Source organism: Burkholderia sp. D-99 (assembly GCF_011605345.1).
In the GTDB taxonomy this organism is placed as follows: Bacteria; Pseudomonadota; Gammaproteobacteria; order Burkholderiales; family Burkholderiaceae; genus Burkholderia.
In genome coordinates, this window is sequence record NZ_JAAOXM010000005.1 from 36,622 (window position 1) to 58,556 (window position 21,935).

Annotated in this window: 20 protein-coding genes and 3 pseudogenes; 14 read left to right on the top strand and 9 right to left on the bottom strand. The window is 64.8% G+C overall.

All coding sequences use genetic code 11. The annotated features are described in order from the left end of the window. Window position 1: 1 nt before the first annotated feature. Entirely contained in the window at window positions 2–2,059 is a 2,058-nt protein-coding gene (locus tag HAV18_RS19930) for an AAA family ATPase (RefSeq protein WP_166958905.1), read from the bottom strand. Window positions 2,060–2,342: 283 nt separating this feature from the next. Between HAV18_RS19930 and HAV18_RS19935 the strand changes: the two genes are divergently transcribed. The 10 genes and pseudogenes from HAV18_RS19935 to HAV18_RS19980 all read left to right on the top strand — a co-directional run bounded on the left by HAV18_RS19935 (window position 2,343) and on the right by HAV18_RS19980 (window position 10,862). Beyond that, window positions 2,343–2,693, top strand: coding sequence for a hypothetical protein (locus tag HAV18_RS19935; protein ID WP_166958907.1), 351 nt, complete (start codon window positions 2,343–2,345; stop codon window positions 2,691–2,693). A 523-nt stretch (window positions 2,694–3,216) separates the two neighbouring features. After that, window positions 3,217–3,933 (top strand): c-type cytochrome, encoded by a 717-nt coding sequence (locus HAV18_RS19940; protein WP_166958909.1) that lies wholly within the window; start codon window positions 3,217–3,219, stop codon window positions 3,931–3,933. Continuing rightward, complete coding sequence (locus HAV18_RS19945; RefSeq protein WP_166958911.1) at window positions 3,933–5,213, top strand: cytochrome c; 1,281 nt, start codon at window positions 3,933–3,935, stop codon at window positions 5,211–5,213. The genes HAV18_RS19940 and HAV18_RS19945 overlap by 1 nt, the downstream gene beginning before the upstream one ends. A gap of 7 nt (window positions 5,214–5,220) precedes the next feature. After that, complete coding sequence (locus tag HAV18_RS19950; protein WP_166958913.1) at window positions 5,221–5,403, top strand: hypothetical protein; 183 nt, start codon at window positions 5,221–5,223, stop codon at window positions 5,401–5,403. A gap of 25 nt (window positions 5,404–5,428) precedes the next feature. Further along, a complete protein-coding gene (locus HAV18_RS19955) occupies window positions 5,429–5,986 on the top strand; it encodes a cytochrome C oxidase subunit II (RefSeq protein ID WP_208102060.1) in 558 nt (185 codons plus the stop codon). Next, the gene (locus HAV18_RS19960; RefSeq protein WP_166958917.1) at window positions 5,973–7,598 is read left to right on the top strand and encodes a cbb3-type cytochrome c oxidase subunit I; all 1,626 of its coding nucleotides are present in this window, start codon (window positions 5,973–5,975) and stop codon (window positions 7,596–7,598) included. Before HAV18_RS19955 ends, HAV18_RS19960 begins: the two co-directional genes overlap by 14 nt. Beyond that, the gene (locus HAV18_RS19965; protein ID WP_166958919.1) at window positions 7,595–8,377 is read left to right on the top strand and encodes a cytochrome c; all 783 of its coding nucleotides are present in this window, start codon (window positions 7,595–7,597) and stop codon (window positions 8,375–8,377) included. Before HAV18_RS19960 ends, HAV18_RS19965 begins: the two co-directional genes overlap by 4 nt. A gap of 99 nt (window positions 8,378–8,476) precedes the next feature. Next, a pseudogene (locus HAV18_RS19970) lies at window positions 8,477–9,007 on the top strand (PAAR domain-containing protein). Then, on the top strand, window positions 9,004–9,768 hold the full coding sequence (locus HAV18_RS19975) for a VRR-NUC domain-containing protein (RefSeq protein WP_166958921.1): 765 nt from the start codon (window positions 9,004–9,006) through the stop codon (window positions 9,766–9,768). Before HAV18_RS19970 ends, HAV18_RS19975 begins: the two are co-directional and overlap by 4 nt. After that, on the top strand, window positions 9,768–10,862 hold the full coding sequence (locus HAV18_RS19980; protein WP_243771728.1) for a type VI immunity family protein: 1,095 nt from the start codon (window positions 9,768–9,770) through the stop codon (window positions 10,860–10,862). Before HAV18_RS19975 ends, HAV18_RS19980 begins: the two co-directional genes overlap by 1 nt. Here HAV18_RS19980 and HAV18_RS19985 read toward each other — a convergent pair. Next, on the bottom strand, window positions 10,850–11,068 hold the full coding sequence (locus HAV18_RS19985) for a hypothetical protein (protein ID WP_243771729.1): 219 nt from the start codon (window positions 11,066–11,068) through the stop codon (window positions 10,850–10,852). The genes HAV18_RS19980 and HAV18_RS19985 overlap by 13 nt on opposite strands. Before the next feature lie 361 nt (window positions 11,069–11,429). Here HAV18_RS19985 and HAV18_RS19990 point away from each other — a divergent pair, with 361 nt between their 5' ends. After that, on the top strand, window positions 11,430–12,974 hold the full coding sequence (locus HAV18_RS19990; protein WP_166958922.1) for a hypothetical protein: 1,545 nt from the start codon (window positions 11,430–11,432) through the stop codon (window positions 12,972–12,974). A gap of 93 nt (window positions 12,975–13,067) precedes the next feature. Continuing rightward, window positions 13,068–13,196 (top strand): annotated as a pseudogene (locus HAV18_RS19995) (helix-turn-helix domain-containing protein); the annotation flags it as partial. A 34-nt stretch (window positions 13,197–13,230) separates the two neighbouring features. Here the strand turns inward: HAV18_RS19995 and HAV18_RS20000 are convergent. The 3 genes and pseudogenes from HAV18_RS20000 to HAV18_RS20010 form a co-directional block, all read right to left on the bottom strand. Beyond that, window positions 13,231–13,365, bottom strand: a pseudogene (locus HAV18_RS20000) (IS256 family transposase); the annotation flags it as partial. A gap of 286 nt (window positions 13,366–13,651) precedes the next feature. Continuing rightward, window positions 13,652–14,005 carry a helix-hairpin-helix domain-containing protein gene (locus HAV18_RS20005; RefSeq protein ID WP_166958924.1) on the bottom strand — a complete coding sequence of 118 codons (354 nt, stop codon included), beginning with the start codon at window positions 14,003–14,005 and terminating at the stop codon, window positions 13,652–13,654. 35 nt (window positions 14,006–14,040) lie between these two features. Further along, window positions 14,041–15,849, bottom strand: a complete 1,809-nt coding sequence (locus HAV18_RS20010) for a B12-binding domain-containing radical SAM protein (protein WP_166958926.1) — start codon at window positions 15,847–15,849, stop codon at window positions 14,041–14,043. 136 nt (window positions 15,850–15,985) lie between these two features. Here HAV18_RS20010 and HAV18_RS20015 point away from each other — a divergent pair, with 136 nt between their 5' ends. After that, complete coding sequence (locus HAV18_RS20015; RefSeq protein WP_166958928.1) at window positions 15,986–16,615, top strand: glutathione S-transferase family protein; 630 nt, start codon at window positions 15,986–15,988, stop codon at window positions 16,613–16,615. Window positions 16,616–16,672: 57 nt separating this feature from the next. Then, window positions 16,673–17,431: a PIG-L deacetylase family protein gene (locus HAV18_RS20020; RefSeq protein WP_166958930.1), complete on the top strand. Its 759-nt coding sequence runs from the start codon at window positions 16,673–16,675 to the stop codon at window positions 17,429–17,431. Here the strand turns inward: HAV18_RS20020 and HAV18_RS20025 are convergent. The 4 genes from HAV18_RS20025 to HAV18_RS20040 all read right to left on the bottom strand — a co-directional run bounded on the left by HAV18_RS20025 (window position 17,386) and on the right by HAV18_RS20040 (window position 21,927). Further along, entirely contained in the window at window positions 17,386–18,249 is an 864-nt protein-coding gene (locus HAV18_RS20025; protein ID WP_166958932.1) for a glycosyltransferase family 2 protein, read from the bottom strand. The genes HAV18_RS20020 and HAV18_RS20025 overlap by 46 nt on opposite strands. Next, entirely contained in the window at window positions 18,246–19,367 is a 1,122-nt protein-coding gene (locus HAV18_RS20030) for a Gfo/Idh/MocA family protein (RefSeq protein ID WP_166958934.1), read from the bottom strand. The genes HAV18_RS20025 and HAV18_RS20030 overlap by 4 nt, the downstream gene beginning before the upstream one ends. Window positions 19,368–19,372: 5 nt before the next feature. After that, window positions 19,373–20,575: a DegT/DnrJ/EryC1/StrS aminotransferase family protein gene (locus HAV18_RS20035; protein WP_166958936.1), complete on the bottom strand. Its 1,203-nt coding sequence runs from the start codon at window positions 20,573–20,575 to the stop codon at window positions 19,373–19,375. Window positions 20,576–20,637: 62 nt separating this feature from the next. Continuing rightward, window positions 20,638–21,927 (bottom strand): alkaline phosphatase family protein, encoded by a 1,290-nt coding sequence (locus HAV18_RS20040; protein ID WP_166958938.1) that lies wholly within the window; start codon window positions 21,925–21,927, stop codon window positions 20,638–20,640. Window positions 21,928–21,935 lie beyond the last annotated feature (8 nt).

Here is a 21,935-nt window from a genome sequence, read left to right on the forward strand (position 1 = left end):
CTCAGGCCCCCGGTGCCGGCGCCATTACTACCGCGCCCGGCTCTTCGGCCGCGCCGCCTGCGAGCGGCGGTGCGAAAGGCCCGGTGACATGCTCGATAGCGGCAACGATGTAGGGCGGCAGCAATGCGCGCAAGCTATTGGCATCTAGGTTATTGTCCGCGGCCTCCTTTTCCAGCAGTTCGGCAAGATATTGCGCGCCGATCGCCTTTGAGGCCCCATCAGCCTCAAACAGCGCATAGACATGTGAGGCGAGCGTCGATGGATCATGACCCGCATCGATCAGCGCTTGATAGGCTGCATCGGCGGCGGCGAGGATGACGGCCTGCTCGGCAGTGCCGGCAGAGAGGCGGTCATTGGCTAACGCCAGTGTCCCTGCGCGATAGACGTGCTTGCCGAGACCGTGGAATGCGAGGTCAAATTCAAGCGTCCATTCGTTAGCGACGAACGTCTCGACCTTTTGGCCTGAGGCCTTCTTCCTGCGTTCGGCTCGCCGCTGTTCAAGGTGTTCGCCCGGAAAATCGTCCTTAATCCGCCATTGCCGCTTTGAGGGAGGTCTTGGAGGGATCGGCTGCCCGTCCTCCAGCTTGCCCACGATCCAAGGCGCATTGTTTGGCATCACGTCCATGTCGGTGATGCAGGCGACGGGAATGTTAATGACCCCATCCTTCTCGACGTCTTCGCGCATGAATATGCGTGCGTATCGGCCGAGCCCAACACCGCCGACATTAACCACGGAGACACCGTGATGGTGGAAATCGCGGTCAAGTAACCTCGCTATGACGGGCAGGAGGATGTTCTCGGCATCCCCCTCGACGATCATTACTGCGCGCGCGAAGAACAAGTTTGCCTTGGTCACGTCGAGGAAGCGCTCGAGAAATCGATAGTCTGATCCGCTGAGCTTGGTCTTACCCTCACACAGAGGGAAAGCCCGTCCGCCTTCAATCAGTACGAGCTTGTCGAGTTGTAGGTCCGACGCGAGATTGGCACTGTGCGTTGTAACGATGATCTGGATGCGCTGTCCATCGGCACGCGTCTTCTTTGCCTGTGCCTGCAGGAACGACATAAGTTGCAACTGCCGCTGCGGATGGAGATGCGCCTCGGGCTCTTCGATCAGCAGCAACGGGAACCCGTCGCTTTCAGTAGCGAGAAGCAGGAGCTCGCACGCCATGAACAGCAGGTTGTTTGAGCCGAGTCCACGACTGTGCGCACTTTCGGCGTCAGACGACGCGGTCAGTACCAGCTCAAGCTTCTCAAGTAGCTGCCGCAATCTGAGGCTGTCCTCCTGCGCTCCTGCTACGCCGATTCGCGCATTCAGCATATCGTTAGCGAACGAGAGGGGCTTCAGGTACTCATCATTGAGCCGCTTTCGAGCCTGCCTAATGCCTTCGCTCTCCGCAAGCAGATGAGTAGCATAGTCGCCAAGGCCCAGCACACTCAACGTCGTCGGGTCGGGTGGTGGATCGGCCAGCTTGTCGAAAGAGTTTCCGGTGTCGCGGATTTCCGTGGTGTGCTGGAGGATCTGCGATAGTCGCGATCCTCGGCCAGAGCTCATGGCACGCTCGGCGTCGCGTAACGGCCGCAGATACGTCGCCGTCAGCAGCGATCGTGCCCCCAGATCGAGCAAGGGGCCGTCCCCCTTGGCACCCGTCCGCCACTCAGGCGGAAGCACCCGGCGTGAGCTGCCTTCCTTGGTGTTGCGTTTCGCAACCCAGGTCACGATCAGCACGGTATTGGTCGCTCCGGCTACCGTCTCATATGTGAGGAATTCGGCAAACGCACCTCGATCCGCCGTGGTGAGGCCTTTGAAAGTCAGACGGATGATAATTTCATCGGCACTTGGACCACCGGGGGTAGGCTGATGAAAATCAAGTGGATCCACCCGCAGCACGTCCTGGTCACGCGTGCCGACCACCAAACGTAGCGCGTCGATGACCGCTGTCTTGCCGGCATCGTTCTCGCCGACCAATGCCGTAAGTCCCGGGGACAGTGGTAGCAAGAGCGCTTTGTTATTGGCACCAAACAGCCGGAAGTTCTCGATTCGAATTTCTGCGATATACACAGTGGCGCCCCTGCCGTGTAGAGTCCTACCGATAGCCAAATCCAATGAGACAGCCGAGAGACTGAAAATTTCTCGGAAATTCTAACCGATCATTGTGGCTGCAATAGTCCGGGATAGAATTTCAGGGATATCTAGCAAACGGTAATCCGTCGCTTTTGACGCAAGTCAAAAATAGAGTGTCTGTTGCGGCCATGAACCGCCGTTTCAGCGCCATGCCGGACGGACCCATGTTTGGGCAATCATGATTGTATCGCCACATCCATTCGATTTCAGAGTATTGAACATGCACGGTCGTCCCATTCGTATTGCGACACACATCCAACATGGTCAGAGAATAGAGCGCGGGGACGACGTTTTCGCCGCAGAAGCTGATTTCATCGACTCAGATGAGAGAAATCATGCGACTGAAGAGATCAGCGCGCTGCCGGTCGTGTCCGGTCCCGCAACCGCGAACGATGTGCAGGCGAATGCGTCTGGCTGTGTGTTGCTTACGTTGTCCAAAGGTTTACGCGTCGTCGTCAAGCCGGCTGGCATTGCCCGCGGGGCGGTCACCAAACCCTCGTCCGAATGGCTGCTTTGTAAGAATGCCGACCGATCGAATCCACCGTCGTTCAGAGTCGCTCGCGTCGCCTAGAACTGCTATCCGCTGTAGCGCGTCGCTCCAAAGCCCGATCGACGCGGCAGCGGGATAAAAGGAACCTTATCGCTACAGCACGATTGTCGGTTCAAACTCAGGTTCCGAACAATGCGGGGCGACGGCTGTCAGCGCTCCAAGGGAGTTGACACTGGTCTTCGCGACGCTGGGCTCGGTGACATCTTTCTTTTAGTCTACGGCAGGTCGCCGCGCTTTTCCCCCTGGTGCCTGCCTTACCCGCCACTGTCAGGTCTGGCCTAGTCGGGCGATCAATGATCCGCTGCGCGATGTCGTGTCCTGATATTCGGAAGTCGTTCCGCGCGAATTTTCAATCCGTGTAATCAATTGACGTGAATCAAGACGAATCGGTGGCGCTCGTGAGAACCTCACGCCGATCAAAATTTGAATAACCGGTTCCCTTGAGACCAACGAAGGCAATGGTGCCAGCGACGTACTCGTTCGCGCCAAAGATTCGCAGGGGCGGCTCGCGTGATAGCGGGAACGGGATGCCTTGTCCGAGAAGATGACAGTGACTTTGAGATCCACCGCAGTACTTGCCGTGCTGTGCGGTTTGCTGAGCCAGCCGGCGTTCTCTCGGGAACCGCAGACGGAACGCGCGCCCGATTCGATGGAGGCACGCGTGCTGGCCTGTGCCGCGTGTCACGGCCGCCAGGGGGAGGGGACGTCGGACGACTACTTCCCGCGCCTGTCGGGCAAGCCGGCCGGCTACCTGTACAACCAGCTCGTCGCGTTTCGCGATGGCCGGCGCAAGTACCCGCCGATGAACTACCTGCTTGCGTACCTGCCCGACGCGTACCTGCATCGGATAGCCGACCACTTCGCGAGCCAGCGGCCGCCATTCCCTGCTATCGCAGTGCCCACCTTCGCGCCCGCGGTGCTGGAGCGAGGGCAGCAACTAGTGAAGTCGGGCGACCCGGCGCGCAAGATTCCCGCGTGCGTGTCGTGCCACGGGGCGGCGCTCACCGGGATGGAGCCTGCTGTTCCCGGTCTTCTCGGCCTGCACGCGAACTATCTGAGCGCGCAGCTTGGTGCCTGGCGGTACGGAACGCGTACATCGATCGCGCCCAACTGCATGCAGGAGGTCGCATCCCGGCTCACCGACACCGATGTGACTGCGATCTCCGCGTGGCTCGCGTCGCGGCCCGCGCCAGCCAGTCCGTCGCCCGCGCCCGTGGGCTCGCTCGTGATGCCGCTCGCATGCGGCAGCGAGCCCCGCTAATGGAGACCTCCGTGCACAAGCAATTGATTGTGAAATTGCGCAGCGCGCTTGCATTCACCGGCGTCCTGGTCGCCGTCGCGGGCTCGGCATTCGCTCAGTCGTCGAACGACGCTGCGACCATCCGGCGCGGCGAGTATCTCGCGCGTGCGGGCGACTGTATCGCGTGCCATACGGTACCGGGCGAGAAGCTCTTCGCGGGCGGCCGCGAGATGCCGACGCCGTTCGGCACGCTGTATTCGCCGAACATCACGCCCGATGACGGAACGGGCATCGGCAAATGGACGGCCGACGAGTTCTACTCGATGATGCACACCGGCCGGTCGCGCGACGGCTCGCTGCTGTATCCGGCAATGCCATTCGCCGCGTACACCAAGGTGACGCGCGCGGATTCCGATGCGATCTTCGCGTACCTGCGCTCGGTGCCGCCCGTGAAGCTCGCGAACCGGTCACACGACTTGCGCTTTCCGTACAACAACCGGCAACTCCTGATCGGCTGGCGCACGCTGTACTTCAAGGAAGGCGAGTATCAGCCGGATACCACGAAGTCGACCGAATGGAACCGCGGCGCGTATCTCGTGCAAGGGCTCGGCCATTGCTCGATGTGCCACACCGCGATCAATGCGCTTGGCGGCAGCTCGGAAGCGAACGCGTTCGAAGGCGGGCTGATACCGATGCAGGCGTGGTATGCGCCGTCGCTCACGTCGAACAAGGAAGCAGGGCTCGGCAACTGGAACATCGCCGAAATCACCGACCTCCTGCAGGCGGGCGCGTCGCATCGCGGTACGGTGTATGGCCCGATGGCGGAGGTCGTCTACAACAGCTTGCAGCACCTGTCCGACGATGACGTGCGTGCGATGGCTGTCTACCTGAAGTCGCTGCCGCAACGCGGGAGCGAATCCGTGTCCCTGCCGCCGACGAAGATGCCCGCATCGGAGCAGGCGCGACTCAACAAGCTCGGCGCGAAGATCTATGACGCCCAGTGCGCAAGTTGTCATGGCAAGTCCGGCCTCGGCAAGCCGCCGGCATTCCCGCCGCTCGCGGGCAACCAGTCGATCCAGATGACGTCCGCAGTCAATCCGATCCGCATGGTGCTGAATGGCGGATACGCGCCCGGCACCGCGAAGAACCCCGAACCCTACGGCATGCCGCCTTTCGCCCAGTCGCTGTCGGACGATGAGGTGGCGGCCGTGACGACCTTCATCCGGACCGCCTGGGGCAACCGCGGTACGCCGGTTTCCGCGAAGGAAGCCAATGCGCTGCGTTCGGCTCCGCTCTATTGAGGACATCATGAGCGACACTTTCCAACGGCCCGGCGACGCTCCCGAACCGCACGACGATGCGGTTGACGAGATTGTTCGCGCGGGTCCGCACGGCGCGCTCGCGCTCGCAGGCACCGCAACCGCGATCGTGATCGCACTGTGGTTTGCCTTCTACTTTTTCGTTTTCCTGCCCCGCGGCGTGATCCAGTAACCGGGTTCCCATGTCAAAACAACCTTTGCCAGACCGTCTCGACGGCGCGCAGCTCGCGGCCCGGATCGAGCGCAGATGGGCGATTCTGGCCGTCGGCCTGATGGTTCTGCTCGTCGCCATGATGGTGTACACCGGCCTGCATTGGGCCATGATGCCGCCGTCGCGCGTCGAAACGGTCGATCCGACGACGCTGCACGTCTCGGGCGAATTCATCGAGAGCAACCTCGGCACCGCGCGCGAGCCGGACGGCTCGGTAACTGTGCGCGTGATCGGCCAGCAATACTCGTTCACGCCGCAGTGCATTCTGGTGCCGGCGAACACGCCGGTGACGTTTCGCGCGACGAGCGCGGACGTCGTACACGGCTTCCTCATCACCGACACCAACATCAATTCGATGCTCGAGCCGGGCTACATCGCAACGTTCAGGACGACCTTCGACAAGCCAACGGAGCACCTGATGCCGTGCCATGAATATTGCGGAACCGGCCACGAGGGGATGTGGGCGCACGTCAAGGTGATTGATCGTGCGGAATTCGACAAACTGGCGTCCGGCGCGCGGAGACTGAGCTGTGTTAAAGAATAATCGACTGGTACTCGCGCATTTCTGGCTCGCGTTCGCGGTCTTCGGCGTCGCACTGCTGCTCGGCGCATGGCAGATGCTCGCGCGCAGTCCGCTGCATCCATGGCTCGGCAACCCCGAGCTCTACTATCGCTCTGTGACGGCGCACGGTTCGGTGATGGGCTATGTATTCCCGACGCTGATCGCGATGGGTTTCGGCTATGCGATCAACGAGCTCGCGCTCAAGATGCCGCTGGTCGGCCGCAAGTGGGCGTGGGTGGGCCTGGGGCTGATCGCAGTCGGCTCGGTCGTCGCGATGACGCCCGTTTCGCTCGGGCTGTCTTCCGTCCTCTATACGTTCTATCCGCCCATGATCGGCAGCCCGTTCTACTACCTCGGCGTCGTCCTCGTCGTCGTCGGTTCGTGGATCTGGGTCGCGCTGACGTCGGTGAACCTGTACGCATGGAAGAAGGCGAATCCGGGCGCGCCGATCCCGCTCGCGATGTTCGCGAACGTCGCGGGCGCGTATCTGTGGGGCTGGACTTCGATCGGCGCCGCGATCGAGATCCTGTTCCAGATCCTGCCGGTCGCGGTCGGACTCAAGACGGCGATCGACGCGGGTCTCGCCCGCGTGTTCTTCTCGTGGACACTGCATGCGATCGTGTACTTCTGGCTGATTCCGGCGTATATCGCGTACTACACACTCGTGCCGCGCGCGATCGGCGGTAAGCTGTACAGCGACGGCATGGCGCGCATCTCGTTCATCCTGTTTCTCGTCGGTGCGATGCCGATCGGCATTCACCACCTGTTCGCCGATCCGCAGGTGGGCTCGGGCTTCAAGTTCCTGCAGTCGGTGTTCACGGCGATCGTCGCGGTGCCGACGCTCCTCACCGTGTTCACGGTATGCGCGTCGGTAGAGATCGCCGCGCGGCTGCGAGGCGGCAAGGGGGCGTTCGGTTGGCTGCGCGCACTGCCGTGGCACGAGCCGATGATGCTTGCCGTCGCGTTCTCCTTCGTGATGCTTGGCTTCGGCGGCGCGGGCGGGCTCATCAACATGAGCTACCAGCTCGATTCGACGATTCACAATACGCAGTGGATCACGGGCCACTTCCACCTGATCTTCGGCGGCGCGGTCGTCATCATGTACTTCGCGATCGCATACGAGCTGTGGCCGTATCTGACGGGCCGCGCGCTCGGCAGCGCGCGTCTCGTCAAGACGCAGCTCTGGTTGTGGTTCGTCGGGATGATCGTCACGACGTTTCCGTGGCATTACGTCGGCATCCTCGGCATGCCGCGCCGCATGGCCTATTACGACTACAGCGATCCCGCGCTTGCGCCGCAAGCGATCTGGGTGATCCTGTCGGTGATCGGTGCACTGATCCTGGTCGCGTCGGCGGTGCTCTTCTTTGTCGTGCTGATACGCGGACATCGCGGCGCGAAGATCAACCCCGCCGAGTTCACGTTCAGCTCGGCCGTGCACGAGCCGAAGAAGCTGCCCATCGCGCTCAACAGCTTCGGGCTGTGGATAGCGCTGATGATCGGCCTCACGGTCGTCAACTACGGCTACCCGATCGCACAGTTGATGACGCTCAAGCAGCCGTCGGTGCCGGCCATCTACTTGGGGACGCAACGATGAGCACGGAACGCCTATTTTCGCTTCGCAACCGCTGGTTTACCGTGAGTGTCGGGCTCACGCTGTTCACGGTGGCCGCGGCGGTGCTGATCGGTTTCGTCTGGTTGCCGTCCGTGCAGAAGGATGCGCAGTTCCAGGGGATCTGGAATGCGATCTGCAGCGCGGCCGGCGTCCCGCGGGCGTGGCTCGCCTCGCAGCCGGAGCCGTCGAAGATCAAGACCAGCACTGTCGTCATCACGCCGCAGATGATGTCGAAGACGGACAGCCTGTCGATCGGCCGCGGCGCGACGCTCGCGATGCGCTGCACGATGTGTCACGGCGCGCGAGGGATGAGCGACGCGGATTCACCGAACCTCGCGGGCCAGTATGCGGCAGTCGTCTACAAGCAGCTGAAGGATTTCCAGACGGGTGCGCGCACGAATTCGGCGATGGAGTCGATGGCCGCGAATCTGTCCGATCAGGATATGCGCGATCTTGCGGCGTACTACTCGTACCTGCCGCGCGCCGTAACGAAGCCTGCCGCGAATCCGCCGAAGATCGTCGCGAGCGGCGCACCGCTCCGCAACATCGCACCATGCGCGTCGTGCCACGGGGGGATGGACAACAAGGTCGGTGGGCCGTGGCTCGAAGGCGAGCCCGAGGCCTACATCAAGACGCAGTTGCAGGCATTTTCGTCGGGCGCACGGCACAACGACATCAGCGAGCAGATGCGCAATGTTGCGCGGCAGATGACGCCGGACGAGATCGCCGCCGCTGCGCGATATTACGCTGGCCGACCGTGACCTGCTAACAAACTTTGACAGTCGGCCCGAGGCCTCCTCGCGGCGTGTCGCGACGAAACAATGCTAAATTCATGCGACATAACAAACCGAGGGCTGTCTATGACCTACGCGTTTATTCGCGAAGGCGATACGACGTCGCATGGTGGACGCGTAATCGCCTGTACATCAACGAACATGATGTTCGGCAAACCCGTCGCGCTGCTTGGCGACATGGTGGCGTGTCCGAAATGTGGCGGCGTTTATCCGATCGTCGACGTGAAGGTGAGAAGCATGACCTTTGGAGGTCGGCCTGTCGCGACGGAAGGGGACAAGACGGCCTGCGGGGCGTCGCTGATCGCCTCGCTGGGATCTGCGCACGTCGAGCAGGTGTCCGGTGCGGCGGGCGGGATCGGCGGCGGAAAGAGTGTCGTGCCGCAGCAGGATTCGAGCGCGACCGATCGGTACCGTGGCTGATTTCAAGTCCTGAACAGCGAAACGCGCAGTCCCGTTCCGAATCATCCCTACTCCTTCCAGACCCCCGGCGGTTCCACAATCTCCGGCCAGACCGACTCGCAAGGCTTCACGCAGTGGCATGAGTCTGACGAGCCGACTTCGATCACGTTTCACGGCGAGGGGAGTACCGAAACGTGAGCAAGTGGTCGATTGGAGGCACGGCGCCAGACAAAGGCGAAACCAGTCCCGTCTACCTCAATTCGAAGCTGCGCCCCAAGGACCAGGCGAAGCTGTGCAGCCTCATGTGCACATGCAAGAACGGCCCGGCGAAGTCGGTAGACAACAAGGACCTCCGACAGATCTGCGTTGCTACGCAACTGAAAAAGGAAGACACCAATTTCACGACCAGCATCTACAAGGCTGAAGTGAAGTACCTTATGACGGTTCGGCCACCAACACCGATCATGAGCCCGCGCACCCCGAACAAGACTTATGGTTGGCTGCCACAATGGATCAAAGGCAACTGGGAGGGGGAGTGCAAACGAGGTGCCGGCAACGTGCGTATCCCGGACGTCGTGATCGTGAAGGATCCCGCGAAGGAGCCCACGCAGGATAATCTCGATGCAGTGGTCGAGATGAAGTTCAAGGGCGACACGTATTCAACGCGGCACCAGAAGCAGGACGAAGATATCGCGGGCCCGCACGCCTCTGCGGTCCTGCTGACGCCGGAGGATTGCGGTTGTCCTGACGATGATGGGAAGAAGCAGGAAAAGACCAGCGAGTACCCGGTGCTTGGGCCCGTGCCTCGAGACGCCACGGATGGCGCGTCGAAAGCGGCGCCCTGGAGCCCGTTCGATGAGTTCGAGGGCGTGACGAAGCGTGCGCGCAATGTCTTCGGCCCGCGGCCGCCAGACGGCGCTGCGCCTCCAGCATCGCCGAACCTGATTCCGCTATTCTGATGATCATGGACGAACAAGCACTGATCGAGTGGGCGAAAAATGCCCAGACTGATGCCCTGTTGAAAGGGGGCATGCTCCTGCCCAAGCAACGCCACGACTACGTCGGTGCGGCGATGGTCGTGCGCGCGGCGCTGTTTTTTCCGAACGCGTATCAGGAGGCCGTGCAGGGCGAGATTGCAAACTGCTTCGCGGCGTATGCCGCTTACGCGGGTCCGCGTCTTCGCTGGCTCACGCAAGACGGCCGGAAGCCCGTGCAGCTGAAGGATGGCCAGGTCGACCCGAAGGTGTTTCGCGCGAGGGGCGACGAGGGTGTCACGGCCTACGTGTCGTCTGGCGAAAAAGCTGACGATGCTGGACTGTGGGAGTTCCGCGTGTTCGGAATCCTGGAGTACGAGGAAGCGATACCGGAGGCCGGCGCCAGCGCGCTGACCTTCTCGGTTCCCGCGCCGTTTCTGGTCGCCCATCCTCGTGTGTTTCAGCAGCTTTTCGTCGACTTCGCGAAACGGTTGAACGCCTACAACGGCTACGCCGGGTTCGCAGTGAATCTGAGCCTGACGGAAGCCGAAGCCAACACACCGACGGAATACTGGTTGGCGCGGCGTTACATTGCACTCGACGTTGGCAATCCGCTACTCAACGCGACGCACCTGAGAACCAAACTGAAAACGGTGTCCTGGCTCACATGTGTGGATAAGGCGATGTTGGAGCAGGTAGGCGGGATCTCCGCTTTACGAAGTGAGCTACCGCCGAACTGGTTCGCGCTATACGACATGAACGGCGGGGTCGTGATTCAAGCCGGCCCTGAACCCGAGTCGGGTGGCGCAGCAGATGAGGCAGGGAAGGGGCCGCCGGTCGCGCCGGCGAACTATGTGGTCCTCAACAATGTGCTGAAGGCCGTTCGAGCTACGACAGTGTGGCGTTTGCAGCGCGGCTTGATGGGAGCCGCCGCTCCATACTTTGATACGACCGCCGAGAGCGATGATTGGCTGCGTCGATTCGACATCGACGAGAACAATCTGTTCGACTACAAAGCGAAGCTGCTGAAGATGCCGAAGCTGACGGCAGAGACGACGCTTGCTGATCAACGCCTATAAACCATGAGTTTGCTGGCCGCGTTCGCGCGCGCGAGCACCTGCAGGTCGTAGCGATCGAGCTGCGCCCGGCGCGCGAGATCCGCTACATCGATGAGCGGCCGCACGGCGCGCGTGAGCTCGACGCGGCCGGCCGTTTCCTCACCCATGCCGCTCGGCAGTGAAAAGCCGAGGCACAGGGGCGCCGACGTCGTCTGCGCTTCGATCAAACCGCGTCCCGGTCGCCAAAACGAGGCGCTTTTCAACAGCCTGCTAGGGTCTATTTATATTCGACGAGGCATGGGTGCGAATCGAGTCCACCTGACCCGGCAAGAAAGGCGGCCCTGGGCGATCCGGGACCGAAATTGGGCTAGCCTCACATCGTAGAAGCATTTTTCTTGCGGAACGAAGCGGCGGGCCTCTCTCCGACCGAAGCTGGGACCTCCGCTCTGAATTTCATGCCTGATCCGATAGACAAAACGAAAGATCGGGCTAAAGAATCCGATTCGTCTGACGATAAAGCAGTCTGAGCATTCCGTAATACCAGCGCGCCCGCACTACAAGCGGGTAACAAGAACGCATTGGAAAGCCATGTCTACTCTATCGTCCCTGAACGTCGCCACGACCGCTGCGCTTGCTCCACTCGCGGATTCTGCGGGCCCTGTCCCCGCCGGATCGGCGAACGCAATCGACCGGCAGAGTGCGGCGCTGTCTTCGCCGTCGACCATTGTCACGATTCCTTCCTCCCTCGGCGTTGCGGTGCTTGAAACCTATACGCCGGACGGGACGCTGGCCGGCGTTGCGCCGACAGTCGCCACGGCCAACGACAGTGGCGACGCCGTGACACTCCGGATGCTGGGCAATTACACCACCTCGCGGACGATGACGGCGCAGTTCTCCGGTGTCGGCAGTGCGCTGCTCGATCGTTTCAAGACGACGGATAGCGATTTTTCGCAGTCGGTCAGCATGACCGGCGGCATTGGTTTACCGTCGCTGCAAGGACCCGACGGCAAGATCCACCTCACGGTTAAAACGAACAGCGGCGTGACGGTCGACATCGAGCTCGACAGCGGGGGCGGCAGCCTCTCGGCCAGCATCACGAGCAGCGGCAAACTCAGCGACAGCGAACGCAGCGCCGTGGCCCAGCTTGCCGATGGTTTTCAGCGGGCCATCGACAGTCTGGGTGCCACGCCGCCAAAACTCGACCTGAGCGGCCTGACGCAATTCGACACGTCGGCGCTCGCTTCCGTGAACTTTCAGTACAACGTCACCAACGACGGCAGCGCGAACATTTCGGCCAGCTATTCGCAAAGTCGCGCCTCTCGAAGCTTGAGCATCAAGAGTGCGGAAGGGGTCATCGACGTCAGCGTCGACACGAGCAATTCGGCGCTTTGGGGGACGAGTTCGCAACGTGCTGCGTCCGTTGCCAGCTATCTGCAGCAGTTCGATCAGGCGAATTCGCGAGGGCACGGCAATGCGGCGCTGATGTCGATGTTCGAAGACGGCTTCGCGCAGATGAACGCGGACTACGGGACGCCGTCGGGGCAAGTGTTGCCGGGTGCAGCCTATGCGCCAGCGCTGCAGCAGGCGAATCAGGCAATGTTGACGGGACTCGGTGATTTCAGCGCATCGATCAAGAATGCGACGACGTCTCCGAATCCGATGCATCCCGGCGAAGTCGACTCGTTTTCCTATCAGGTATCGCAAACCACGCAACTCACCGGCTCGCAACGCGACGGACAGATCATGCAGCGTCAGCAGTCCCATTTGAGCGCGAGCTACCATCGGGCGCTGTCGGGCGGCGGCGAACCGGTACTGACGTCGTCGCGCTTGTCGCAGAACTATCGCTACGTGCAAATCGACGATAGCGCCAGCAGCACAGTGCAGATCGCAACGAAACGCGGTGTGCTGCAGGCGGCGTCGTTGAATCAGACGTCCGACCGGAAGACACGCGATTCGATGTACGAAGCCGGCCGGCTGATTTCGGATGTGACCACGCCGGAAGAAACGTCCCGGTCGTCGGATCTGCTCGCATTGCTCAAACCGCTGCTCGACAACGGTGACGCTACGCGCAACAGCGTTGAGTGGCAGCAGGCGCTTTCGCGCGTCCATGCAATGGTCTTGCTGGGCGCGTAATTTTCGCCGGCGATCGGGAGGTTGTGTCGCTCGAGATGTGTGATTCGCGGACATCGTTTCAACTAATACGGGACGATGGAACGCGAAATCTCGATGCGATTACGTTGGGTACGCATGGATCAAGAGACCGGCAACGCCGGTCTCGTATGCACGCGTTGTGGCATCTCCAGGCCAACGCTTCGCAAGTGGCTGCGCCGCTACCAGGAAGCGGGAGGAGAGGGGGGGCAGGAGTTCCGTATTCAAGGCAGGTTGAGATTCACGCGGATGATCGAATGAATCGATCCTCGTAAAGGATGGCGAACTGGTTCATAGCCGCCTTCCAGTCATGAGCAGCACGCCCCCAATCGGCAGTGATGTTTCGCAGTGCCAATCAGATGAGCTTGGTGGCGGCTGTCAGCGCTCCAGGTGAGTTGACATTGGTCTTCGCGACGCTGGGTTCGGCGACACCTTTGCTTCGCAAGCGGTGACGACTTTATTTTGGTCTGCGACTGCGACTGCGACTGCGGCTGCGGGCGCTGGGGCACGCGCTGCATAGCTGAGGGCGACGCCGGCACGGGGGGATGCGATCGAACCCGCGCAAGCGTCTCTCGGCGCCGACCTGCTCGTTCGCTACCGGCGCGCGCGCCGCCGGTTCGTGGCGATCAGGCGGCGCGCCCCCTGGCGGGCGGCCGTCCGGCTCAGCCCGGCCGCCGTCCGCACACATCGCACGGCAGGCCGGCGGGCGTGTCGCAGGCGGCGGGAGAGGCGCCGCTCATGATGCGCTTGCGCGCGTCGGTGAAGGCCCACCACGGCTCGGGCGGATCGCCCGCCATGAACCGCGTCACGGAAATGAACACATCGATCACGCACGGGTCGTGGCGCGTCGCGGTGCGCATGCACAGCTCGTCGTAAAGGCAAAACGGACACCGGCCGACGAGATCGGCGGGGCGGCCGATGCCGATCTGCACGAGGTCGGCGGCGGACGCCGGGCCGATATTGGGCAGGTCGGTCAGCTTGACGACGCGGGTTCGGTCTACCTTGGCGGGATTCATCGTGAAGTCGGTCGGTAATGGGGCAGCGGCCCGTATCACCAGCAGGGCATGCCGCCGCCAGTATACGTTTTTGCGATCGGGAAGTTTCGCGTGTCGGTGGTCGACGTGATCTGGCTCAGGTCGGCGCCCGCCCGCAGCAGCGCCCGCCCGAGCCGCAACTGGCGGGTCCGGATCTCGTCGATCGCGGAACGGAAATACTGCTCGACATCCGCCACGTCGCGCCGGTGCGTTTCCGCATCCAGCCGGTCCGCCAGCACCGCGTCGAGGCTCGACGTGAAGAACGCGAAATTGAACTCGGACATCTCCTTGTGCTTCGCGTACAACCCCGAGCGAAACTCGCGGATCAGCTCGACGACCGACGGGGTGTGCCGAAAGCGCCGCTGGGTGCGCGACAGGAAGGTCGACAGCACCACGTTGAAGGTCTCGAATTCGAACACGGCGGACTGATCGGTGATGACGCCGCGCTCGTGATAGTCGTCGTTGTTGTAGAGCGACGCGAAGTGATGCGCCAGCTTCGCCACCGCTTCATCCTGGTAGCGGTAGCCATAGTGGTCGAGCGATTGCCAGTAGTCCGCGTTCAGCAGGCCGTCGTGCTCCATCTTGCCGATCAACGGCGTGCCCGGATAGATTTCCAGCCGCTCGGTGAGCCGGCGCAGATTGTGGCCGTTGTTGCGGCGCAGGAATTCGGCATTCCGACGCAACGTGTCGACGGTCGAGTACGGGTGGAACTGGATGAATCCCATCGCGAGATAGATGCCGTGCTCGCGCAGCAGCCGGATGATCCGCTCGTTGTCTTCGACGCTCGCGCGCTTCTGCCACAGGGCGAGCTCCTCGGTGGTGCCCGACTCGATCCCCACGTTGACCTTCTCGAGGCCGGACTCGAACAGCAGCTGCAGCAGCTCGGCATCGTCGTCGGTCCAGTTTTCCGCGCGCATGCAGACGTTGTAGTAGATGTCGAGCTTGCGATCGAGAATCCCGTTCGCGATCTCCCGGATTCGCCCCTTGCCGATGCGCCGTCCGTCCGGATCCTCGAAGGTGGAATCGATGAAGTCGTAGGTGCGGAACTGGTACGTGTCGACGAGATGGGTGAGCTCGTCCAGCACCGACGCGGCCGAGCGGCCGCGCCAGCCCTTGCCCGGCTGGATCTTGTTGCCCGCGTGCGGCGCGCTGCAGAACGTGCAGCGCGCGACGCAGCCTCGGCTCGTGCTGATGCGGATGTACTCCAGCTTGCCGCCGTGCAGCTCGAGCTGGTCGCGCGACGGGAAGGGCAGGTCGTCGAGGTTGTGCATCATCATCCGCAACGGGGTCTGCACAGGTTCGCCGTCTGCGTTGCGAAAGCAGATGCCCGGGCAGGTGTCGAGCGGCAGGTTCAGGTACAGCCGCTGCACCAGCTCGAAAATGGTCGGCTCGCCTTCGCCGACCGCGACGATGTCCGTGTGCGGGCAGTTGCGCAGCACGTCGACCCCGGCATAGGTGCCGGCGGGCCCGCCGCACACGATGCGCGTGCCGGGCAGGCGCGCGCGGACCTGCTCGGAGAAGCCGCCGAACGTCACGATGTTCAGGCTCATCAGCGTGAAGCACGTCATGTCCGGCGCGAACGCGGCAAGCGTGTCGAGTGCGGCGTCCTTGTCGTCCCGCACTTCCATGATCACGCAGGTGAAGCCGGCGCGGCGCAGCACCGCCGCCATGTAGGCGACGCCGAGATGCTCCGGCGACATCACGAGGTCGCCCTCCAGGAATATCACGAACGCGACCTTGAAGCGGGCGGGATCGGTGACGCGCGAGTCCAGCTCGAAATGATATTCACGCTCGAGCGGCGCATTTCGCATATCGATTAATTGCATGGTCAGCCTCGAAAGAACTATGCTCGTGTCGTTAAAAAAAAGCGGTCGTTGCGGGAAAGGCCGGGAAGGCCGGATGCGCCCGGGTCGGTCGCGCAGCCGCCGCGTTGTTCATTGCCGTATTCACTTGCCCGAAGTCATGCATTCAAAACCATCCATTCGTCTCCATCGTTTCTCGCTGTCCGGCCATTCGCACAGCGTCGCGTTGTTCGCTTCGCTGCTGAAGCTCCCGATCGAGACGATCGAAGTCGACCTGCTGCGCGGCGAGCACCGCACGCCGGCCTTTCTCGCGCTCAATCCGCTCGGTCAGGTGCCGGTGCTCGAGGACGGCGCGCTCGTCCTGTCGGACTCCCATGCAATCCTCGTCTACCTCGCCGAGCGCTACGGCGCGCGTCACTGGCGCGGCGCGGACGCGCCGCCCGGCGCCGTGCAGCGCTTCCTGTCGCTCGCGGCGGGGGAGCTCGCGTTCGGCCCCGCCGTGCTGCGTCGTCACGCGCTGTTCGGCGGGCAGCACGATCTGGTGCGCGCGCGTGCGCTGTCCGAGCGGCTGTGCGCATTCTTCGAGCAGCATCTCGCGGGCCGCGATTTCCTGCTCGGCGCGCAGCCGTCGATCGCCGACGTGGCCTGCCATACGTACCTCGCGCAAGCGCCGGTGGGCGGGTTCGCGCTGGACCCGTATCCGCGCCTGCGCGCGTGGATCGCGCGCATCGAAGCGCTCGACGGTTTCATCCCGCTGGCCGACGGCATGGCGCACGCAGCGCACGCATGACCGCCATGACGCCAAAGCCCATCCGGATTGCATCGTTCGTTCTCCACTCGATCCCGCATGAACTCGACCGCCCGACTCGTTCCTGACGGCCGCCTCGTGCTGCTGTCGCCCCATCTCGACGACGCCGTGTGGTCGCTCGGCGGCGCGGTGCCGGCGTGGCGCCGCGACCGCGAGGTCACGATCGTCACGCTGTGCGACGGCGACGCGGAGCCCGCCGTCGCCGCGCGCCTGACCGAGCCGGCGCACCGCTGGCGCGCGTTCGGCGGCGTCGCCGCGCGGCGCGACGAAGACGCGCGCGCCGCGGCCATGCTCGGGTGCGCGCGCATCGGCCTCGGCCACCGGGACGCCGCACTGCGCGCGTCGCCGGCCGGTGAATTCGAATGCCCGGCGCCGGACGCGCTATTCGCGGCGCCCGGCAGCGTCGGCGCACCCGCCGTACCGGACGCGCTCGAAGCGCGCCTGCGCGCATTGCTGCGCCCGGATGACCAGGTCATCGCGCCGCTCGGCTTCGGCGGCCACGTCGACCATTGCATCGCCCACCTGCTCGCGCGGCGCCTGCCGCACACCGTCGCGTACTACGCCGAGTTTCCGTATTACGCGCCCGCGCATGCCGCCACGCTCGCCGAGCAGGTTCGCGCGCTCGGGCTGGCGGCGATGCCCGTCGCGCTCGAATGCGACTGGCCGGCGTGGGTCGACGCGAGCCTCTGCTATCGCAGCCAGGTGATCCGGCTGTTCGGCGGCCGCGCGCGCTTCATCGACGCGCTGTCGGCCTACGCCGGCGATACGCCGCGCTGCCTGATCTGGTCGACGCGCTGACGGTAGCGCTCGACCGAGCCGGCCGGCGACAGCAGCGCATCGAGCGCGTCCGCCTCCGGGCAGGCCGCGCGCTGCTGGAACCGCCGCAGGTTGTCGTGGTGCTCGTCCCAGCGCGCGGCGTTGTAATGCGACATGTGGTAGCCGCGCGCCTGCGGCGCGAGCCGCACCGGCACCCCGGACGCCCACAGGCGGAACGCGAAATCGATGTCCTCCATCCCCCAGCGGGTGCCGTAGGCCTCGTCGAAGCCGCCGCCGGCAAGCCAGGTCGCGCGTGGCACGGACAGGTTCGCGCCGGCGCACGCGAGCCACGGCCAGCGGGCCGCCTCGGCGTGCTCGGCGGCCTGTTCGAGCGGATTGGCGACGGCGCGCGCGGCGCCCGGCGACCAGCATCCGGCGCGCAACGCCGCCGCGTCGATCGGGGGGCAGGACGGGCCGCCGAGCGACGGATCGTCGACGCGCAACAGCCCGATCAGCTCCCTGAGCCCGCCGTGCACGAGGCCGGGCTGCTCCACCTGCGCGGACCGGTGGCAGGCCAGGAAGTCGGCCTGCACGAGGATGTCGTCGTCGACGAACACCAGCCATTCGCCGCGTGCGACGGTCGCGCCCGCGTTGCGGGCCGCCGCGCGGCCGACGCCGGGCGTTTCGACGACGCGCGCCGCCGGCGTGGCGGCGATCACCTGCCGGACCGCCGGCGTCGCGTTGTCCGCGACGATGACGAGCTCGACGTCGCCGCACCCGGACTGGCCGGCGAGGCCGGCCAGCGTCAGCGCCAGCCGGGGGGCCTTGCTATGCGCCGGAACGATCACGCTCAGGCTCATGCCACGACCTCGCCGGCCCGCGCCGGTTCGGTGGCCGGGCCGGCAGTACCGGCCCGCGCGGCCGGCGGGTAAAGCGTGGCCATCGCCGAGCCGAGCGAGCGCAGCTTCCGGTAGTCGGCGGACAGCGCCGCACGCTCGCCCGCCGCTGCGCGGCCGGCGAGCGTCAGCGCGTCGCGCACGAAGGCCCGATACGGCGCGATGCGCTCCTCGGAAGGGCAGGCAAGCGCGTGCACGGCGCCGTCCTGCGTCAGCGTCAGGGTGGGCTCGCGCACGCCGTTGGTGCTGAACCCGAACGTGCAGCGCAATGCCAGCTCGCCGTTCTGGCCGTATGCGTGGATCACGGTTTCATCGTGTTCGCGATGCGACACCCACGCGGTCGACACGCGCACGACCGCGCCCGTGTCGGCGAGCAGGCAGCCGAACAACTGCGTGTCGACGCTGAGCTCGGCGTCCGGCGCCGTGGCGTCGTCGCCGCGCCACGCGGCCAGCTGGGCCGCAGGGTCGCCGGCCGTCATGACCTGGTGGCTGAAGCCGGCCTGCACGAGCGGATAGTCGAGCAGGCCGAGACCGACTTCGAGCAGATGCCAGCCGAGGTCGCCGCCGGATCCGGCGAGCGCGCTGCCGGCACGCGTGAACCAGGAGCCGGGGCGCGGAATGCCGGCGCGGCGACGCCAGCCGACGTCGAGGCAATGCGGCGCCCCGAGCGCGCCGTGCCGGGCGTGCTCGTACAGGCTGCGCACATCGCCGCGTCGCGACGAGGCCGACGTGACCCACAGCCCGCGCTGCCGCCGTTCGCTGAGGCCGATCAGGAACTCGGCCTCGGCGAGGCTGAAGCAGGCCGGCTTGTCGACGATGACGTGCAAGCCCCGCTCCAGCGCGAACGCGGCGTGCTCGACGTGATGGGCGTTCGGCGAGCAGACCAGCGCGAGATCGCAGCCGTCCAGCGCCGCGTCGTCCAGCGCGTGATGTACGCGGATGCCTGGAAAGCGCGCCGCCACCGCATCGCGCGCGTCTGCCGACGGATCGACGACGCTCGCGAGCGTGGCGCCGGCCTCCTCGAGCAGCGGGAGCCAGACGGTGCGGGCGACCCAGCCGCCGCCGATCGTCGCCGTACGCATCGCGGTCACGACGCGTTGACGCCGTCGAGTACCTTGCGGAGCGCCTCGGCGATGGCCAGGGTGTCCTCCCGCGAACCCAGCAGCGCGCGATGGTGGATCCAGATGCCGTTCGCCGCGATGTGCTCGGTCGTCGGGCAGGCCTGGACCAGTGCGTCGTGCGTCGTCGCCGGCGCCGGCGGCATCCAGAAACTCGGGATGCGATACAGCGCCTGATACGCGCGAAACGCCGGGATCCCCTCGGCGATGAGGCAGTCGACCACCCGGTTGCGATCGAACGAGCGGCCGTGCCGATCGCGCTCGAGGGTCAGGATGGTCATGTAGTGCGGATGGACGGTCGCATGCTCGCCGTGCTGCTGCTGGCGGATTTCCGGCATGCGGGCGAGCGCGTCGCGCAGGATCGCGGCATTCGCCTCGCGGGTCTGCGTCTGCGCATCGAGGCGCGCGAGCTGCGTGCGCAGCACGGCGGCCGAGAACTCGCTCATGCGCGCGTTGGTCCCGACCACGGTGTGCTGGTACGCGCGGTCGTTCTGCGGCCGGCCGCAATTGCTGTACAGGAAGATCCGCTCGCGAAGCGCGGCATCCGGACAGGTGATGATGCCGCCTTCGCCGGCCGTCATCAGCTTGAAGTTCTGGAAGCTGAAGCAGGCGGTCGTGCCCCATTCGCCGATCCGCAGGCCGCGGGGGCCTCGCGCGCCATGCGCGTGCGCGGCGTCCTGGATGACGGCCAGCCCGTGCTTGCCGGCGATCGCGAGCACTGCGTCCATGTCGCTGAAATGACCGGACATGTGGACCGGGATGATCGCGCGCGTGCGCGGCGTGATCGCGGCCTCGATCGCCTTCGGGTCGATGCAGTAGGTCGTCGGCAGCACGTCGACCGGCACCGGCACCGCCCCGATCTTCTGGCAGGCCATCGACGTCGAGATGAACGTGAAAGCCGGCACGATCACTTCGTCGCCCGGTTCGATGCCGAGCGCGAGCAGCGTGAGCTCGATCGCGACCGTGCCGTTCGTGACGGTCACGGCGTGTTCGCAGCCGTGATGCGCGGCGAATTCCTCTTCGAAGCGCAGGTTTTCCTGGCCCGTCGCGCGCCACCACTGGCCCTGGCGCAGGCTGCGCAGCAGCGCGGCTTCTTCCTGTTCGTCGTAGTGCGGCCAGGCCGGAAATGCGCCGGTCTTGACCGGGGTGCCGCCGTCGATTGCAAGTTTCATGAGGATGAGTTCCGGAAGATTGCGGGAGATTGGGGTGGCCGCGCTGCGCCGCCCCCGGTTCGTCATTGCAGCAAGGTGCCCATTTCGCACTGGGGCGCGGGCGCGCGACCGAGCAGATGCGCGATCGTCGGGGCGATCTGCTGCAGCTGCGCGTCGCCGCCCGGGTCGGCCAGCGCGTGCGCGCTGTCGACCAGCACGAAGCCCTGGTCCCGGTGCCAGCCCGACTGGGCGGTCCGGCGCACGTGACGCGCCCAGCGCGGATCGCCGAGCGGCGGGCGCTTCGGGTTCGCGGGCTTGACGATCAGCGTGGGCGCGAGATGCCGGTGGTCGCCGACGTAGAGCTCGTCGCGGTGATGCACGCTCGCGAGCACCGGGGTGCCGTCGTCGAAGCGCAGCGCCTGCAGGAACGCGCGAACCTCGTCGACTTCGCTGTCGCGGGCGCCGTGGCCACCCAGCAGGTCGCCGCGCAGCGCGATGCCGTGCGAGCCCTGCACCGTTTCCATCGCGAGGCTGCGCGCGCAGTCGACCTGGCCGTCGCCCGCGAGCACCTGCAGGCCGCCGGCCTGCAGCGCCGCGTCGATGGAATGGAAGCCGTCGAGATCGCCGAAGCCGATCTCGGAGAACACCAGCGTCGCGTCGGGCTCGAGCGATTGCAGGCGCCGGCAGGCCGCGTCGACGAAGTCGTACGCCTGCAGCACCACCGGCCGCTGCGCGGGATTGTCCTGGCGCATCTCGTACCACAGGAAATGCGATACGCGATCGATCAGCGTGAGGTTGACGATCATCACGTCGGTGTCCGCCGCCAGCTCGAACGCGGTGTCGAGCTGCGCGGACGCGACGTGCCACGCATCCTGCGCGAACGCGTCGAACGGCTGGCCCGTGTAGAACAGGGTCACGTCGTGCGCGTAGCGGATGCCGCGCCGGTGCAGGTCGGAGAGCAGGCTGCGCGGATAGCTGGCGTTCAGCGAATACGACATCGGGTACGTCACCAGCCGGCCGTTCAGCGGCTTGGGCGGATGGGTCAGCTGGACGTTCACGACGCTGAAGCGCAGGTCGCTCAGCTCGGGCCATTCCCACACGCGCGCGGCCTTCACGTCGCCCGTCTCGAGCACGCGCGGCAGTTCCCCGTCGCCACGGGTGCTCCAGTACGAGAAGCAGCCGTGGCGCCCCGGATTGACGCCTGAGAACGCGGTGGCCAGGTTGCTCGGCTCGTACGGAACCGGCCCGCAATCCAGGCGGCGGTAGTGCGACGCGCGCAGGCGTTCCGCGAACCACGGCAGGTGACCGCGCTGCACCTGTTGCTCGAGGACGACCGGGTCCATGCCTTCGGCGATGATGATGAGTGCTTTCATGGGACAGG

Coding starts and splice junctions, on each gene's coding strand:
- HAV18_RS19935 (WP_166958907.1), top strand. CDS start 2,343: ATGCACGGTCGTCCCATTCGTATTGCGACACACATCCAACATGGTCAG.
- HAV18_RS19940 (WP_166958909.1), top strand. CDS start 3,217: ATGACAGTGACTTTGAGATCCACCGCAGTACTTGCCGTGCTGTGCGGT.
- HAV18_RS19945 (WP_166958911.1), top strand. CDS start 3,933: ATGGAGACCTCCGTGCACAAGCAATTGATTGTGAAATTGCGCAGCGCG.
- HAV18_RS19950 (WP_166958913.1), top strand. CDS start 5,221: ATGAGCGACACTTTCCAACGGCCCGGCGACGCTCCCGAACCGCACGAC.
- HAV18_RS19965 (WP_166958919.1), top strand. CDS start 7,595: ATGAGCACGGAACGCCTATTTTCGCTTCGCAACCGCTGGTTTACCGTG.
- HAV18_RS19980 (WP_243771728.1), top strand. CDS start 9,768: ATGATCATGGACGAACAAGCACTGATCGAGTGGGCGAAAAATGCCCAG.
- HAV18_RS19990 (WP_166958922.1), top strand. CDS start 11,430: ATGTCTACTCTATCGTCCCTGAACGTCGCCACGACCGCTGCGCTTGCT.
- HAV18_RS20005 (WP_166958924.1), bottom strand. CDS start 14,005: ATGAATCCCGCCAAGGTAGACCGAACCCGCGTCGTCAAGCTGACCGAC.
- HAV18_RS20010 (WP_166958926.1), bottom strand. CDS start 15,849: ATGCAATTAATCGATATGCGAAATGCGCCGCTCGAGCGTGAATATCAT.
- HAV18_RS20015 (WP_166958928.1), top strand. CDS start 15,986: ATGCATTCAAAACCATCCATTCGTCTCCATCGTTTCTCGCTGTCCGGC.
- HAV18_RS20020 (WP_166958930.1), top strand. CDS start 16,673: ATGAACTCGACCGCCCGACTCGTTCCTGACGGCCGCCTCGTGCTGCTG.
- HAV18_RS20025 (WP_166958932.1), bottom strand. CDS start 18,249: ATGAGCCTGAGCGTGATCGTTCCGGCGCATAGCAAGGCCCCCCGGCTG.
- HAV18_RS20030 (WP_166958934.1), bottom strand. CDS start 19,367: ATGCGTACGGCGACGATCGGCGGCGGCTGGGTCGCCCGCACCGTCTGG.
- HAV18_RS20035 (WP_166958936.1), bottom strand. CDS start 20,575: ATGAAACTTGCAATCGACGGCGGCACCCCGGTCAAGACCGGCGCATTT.
- HAV18_RS20040 (WP_166958938.1), bottom strand. CDS start 21,927: ATGAAAGCACTCATCATCATCGCCGAAGGCATGGACCCGGTCGTCCTC.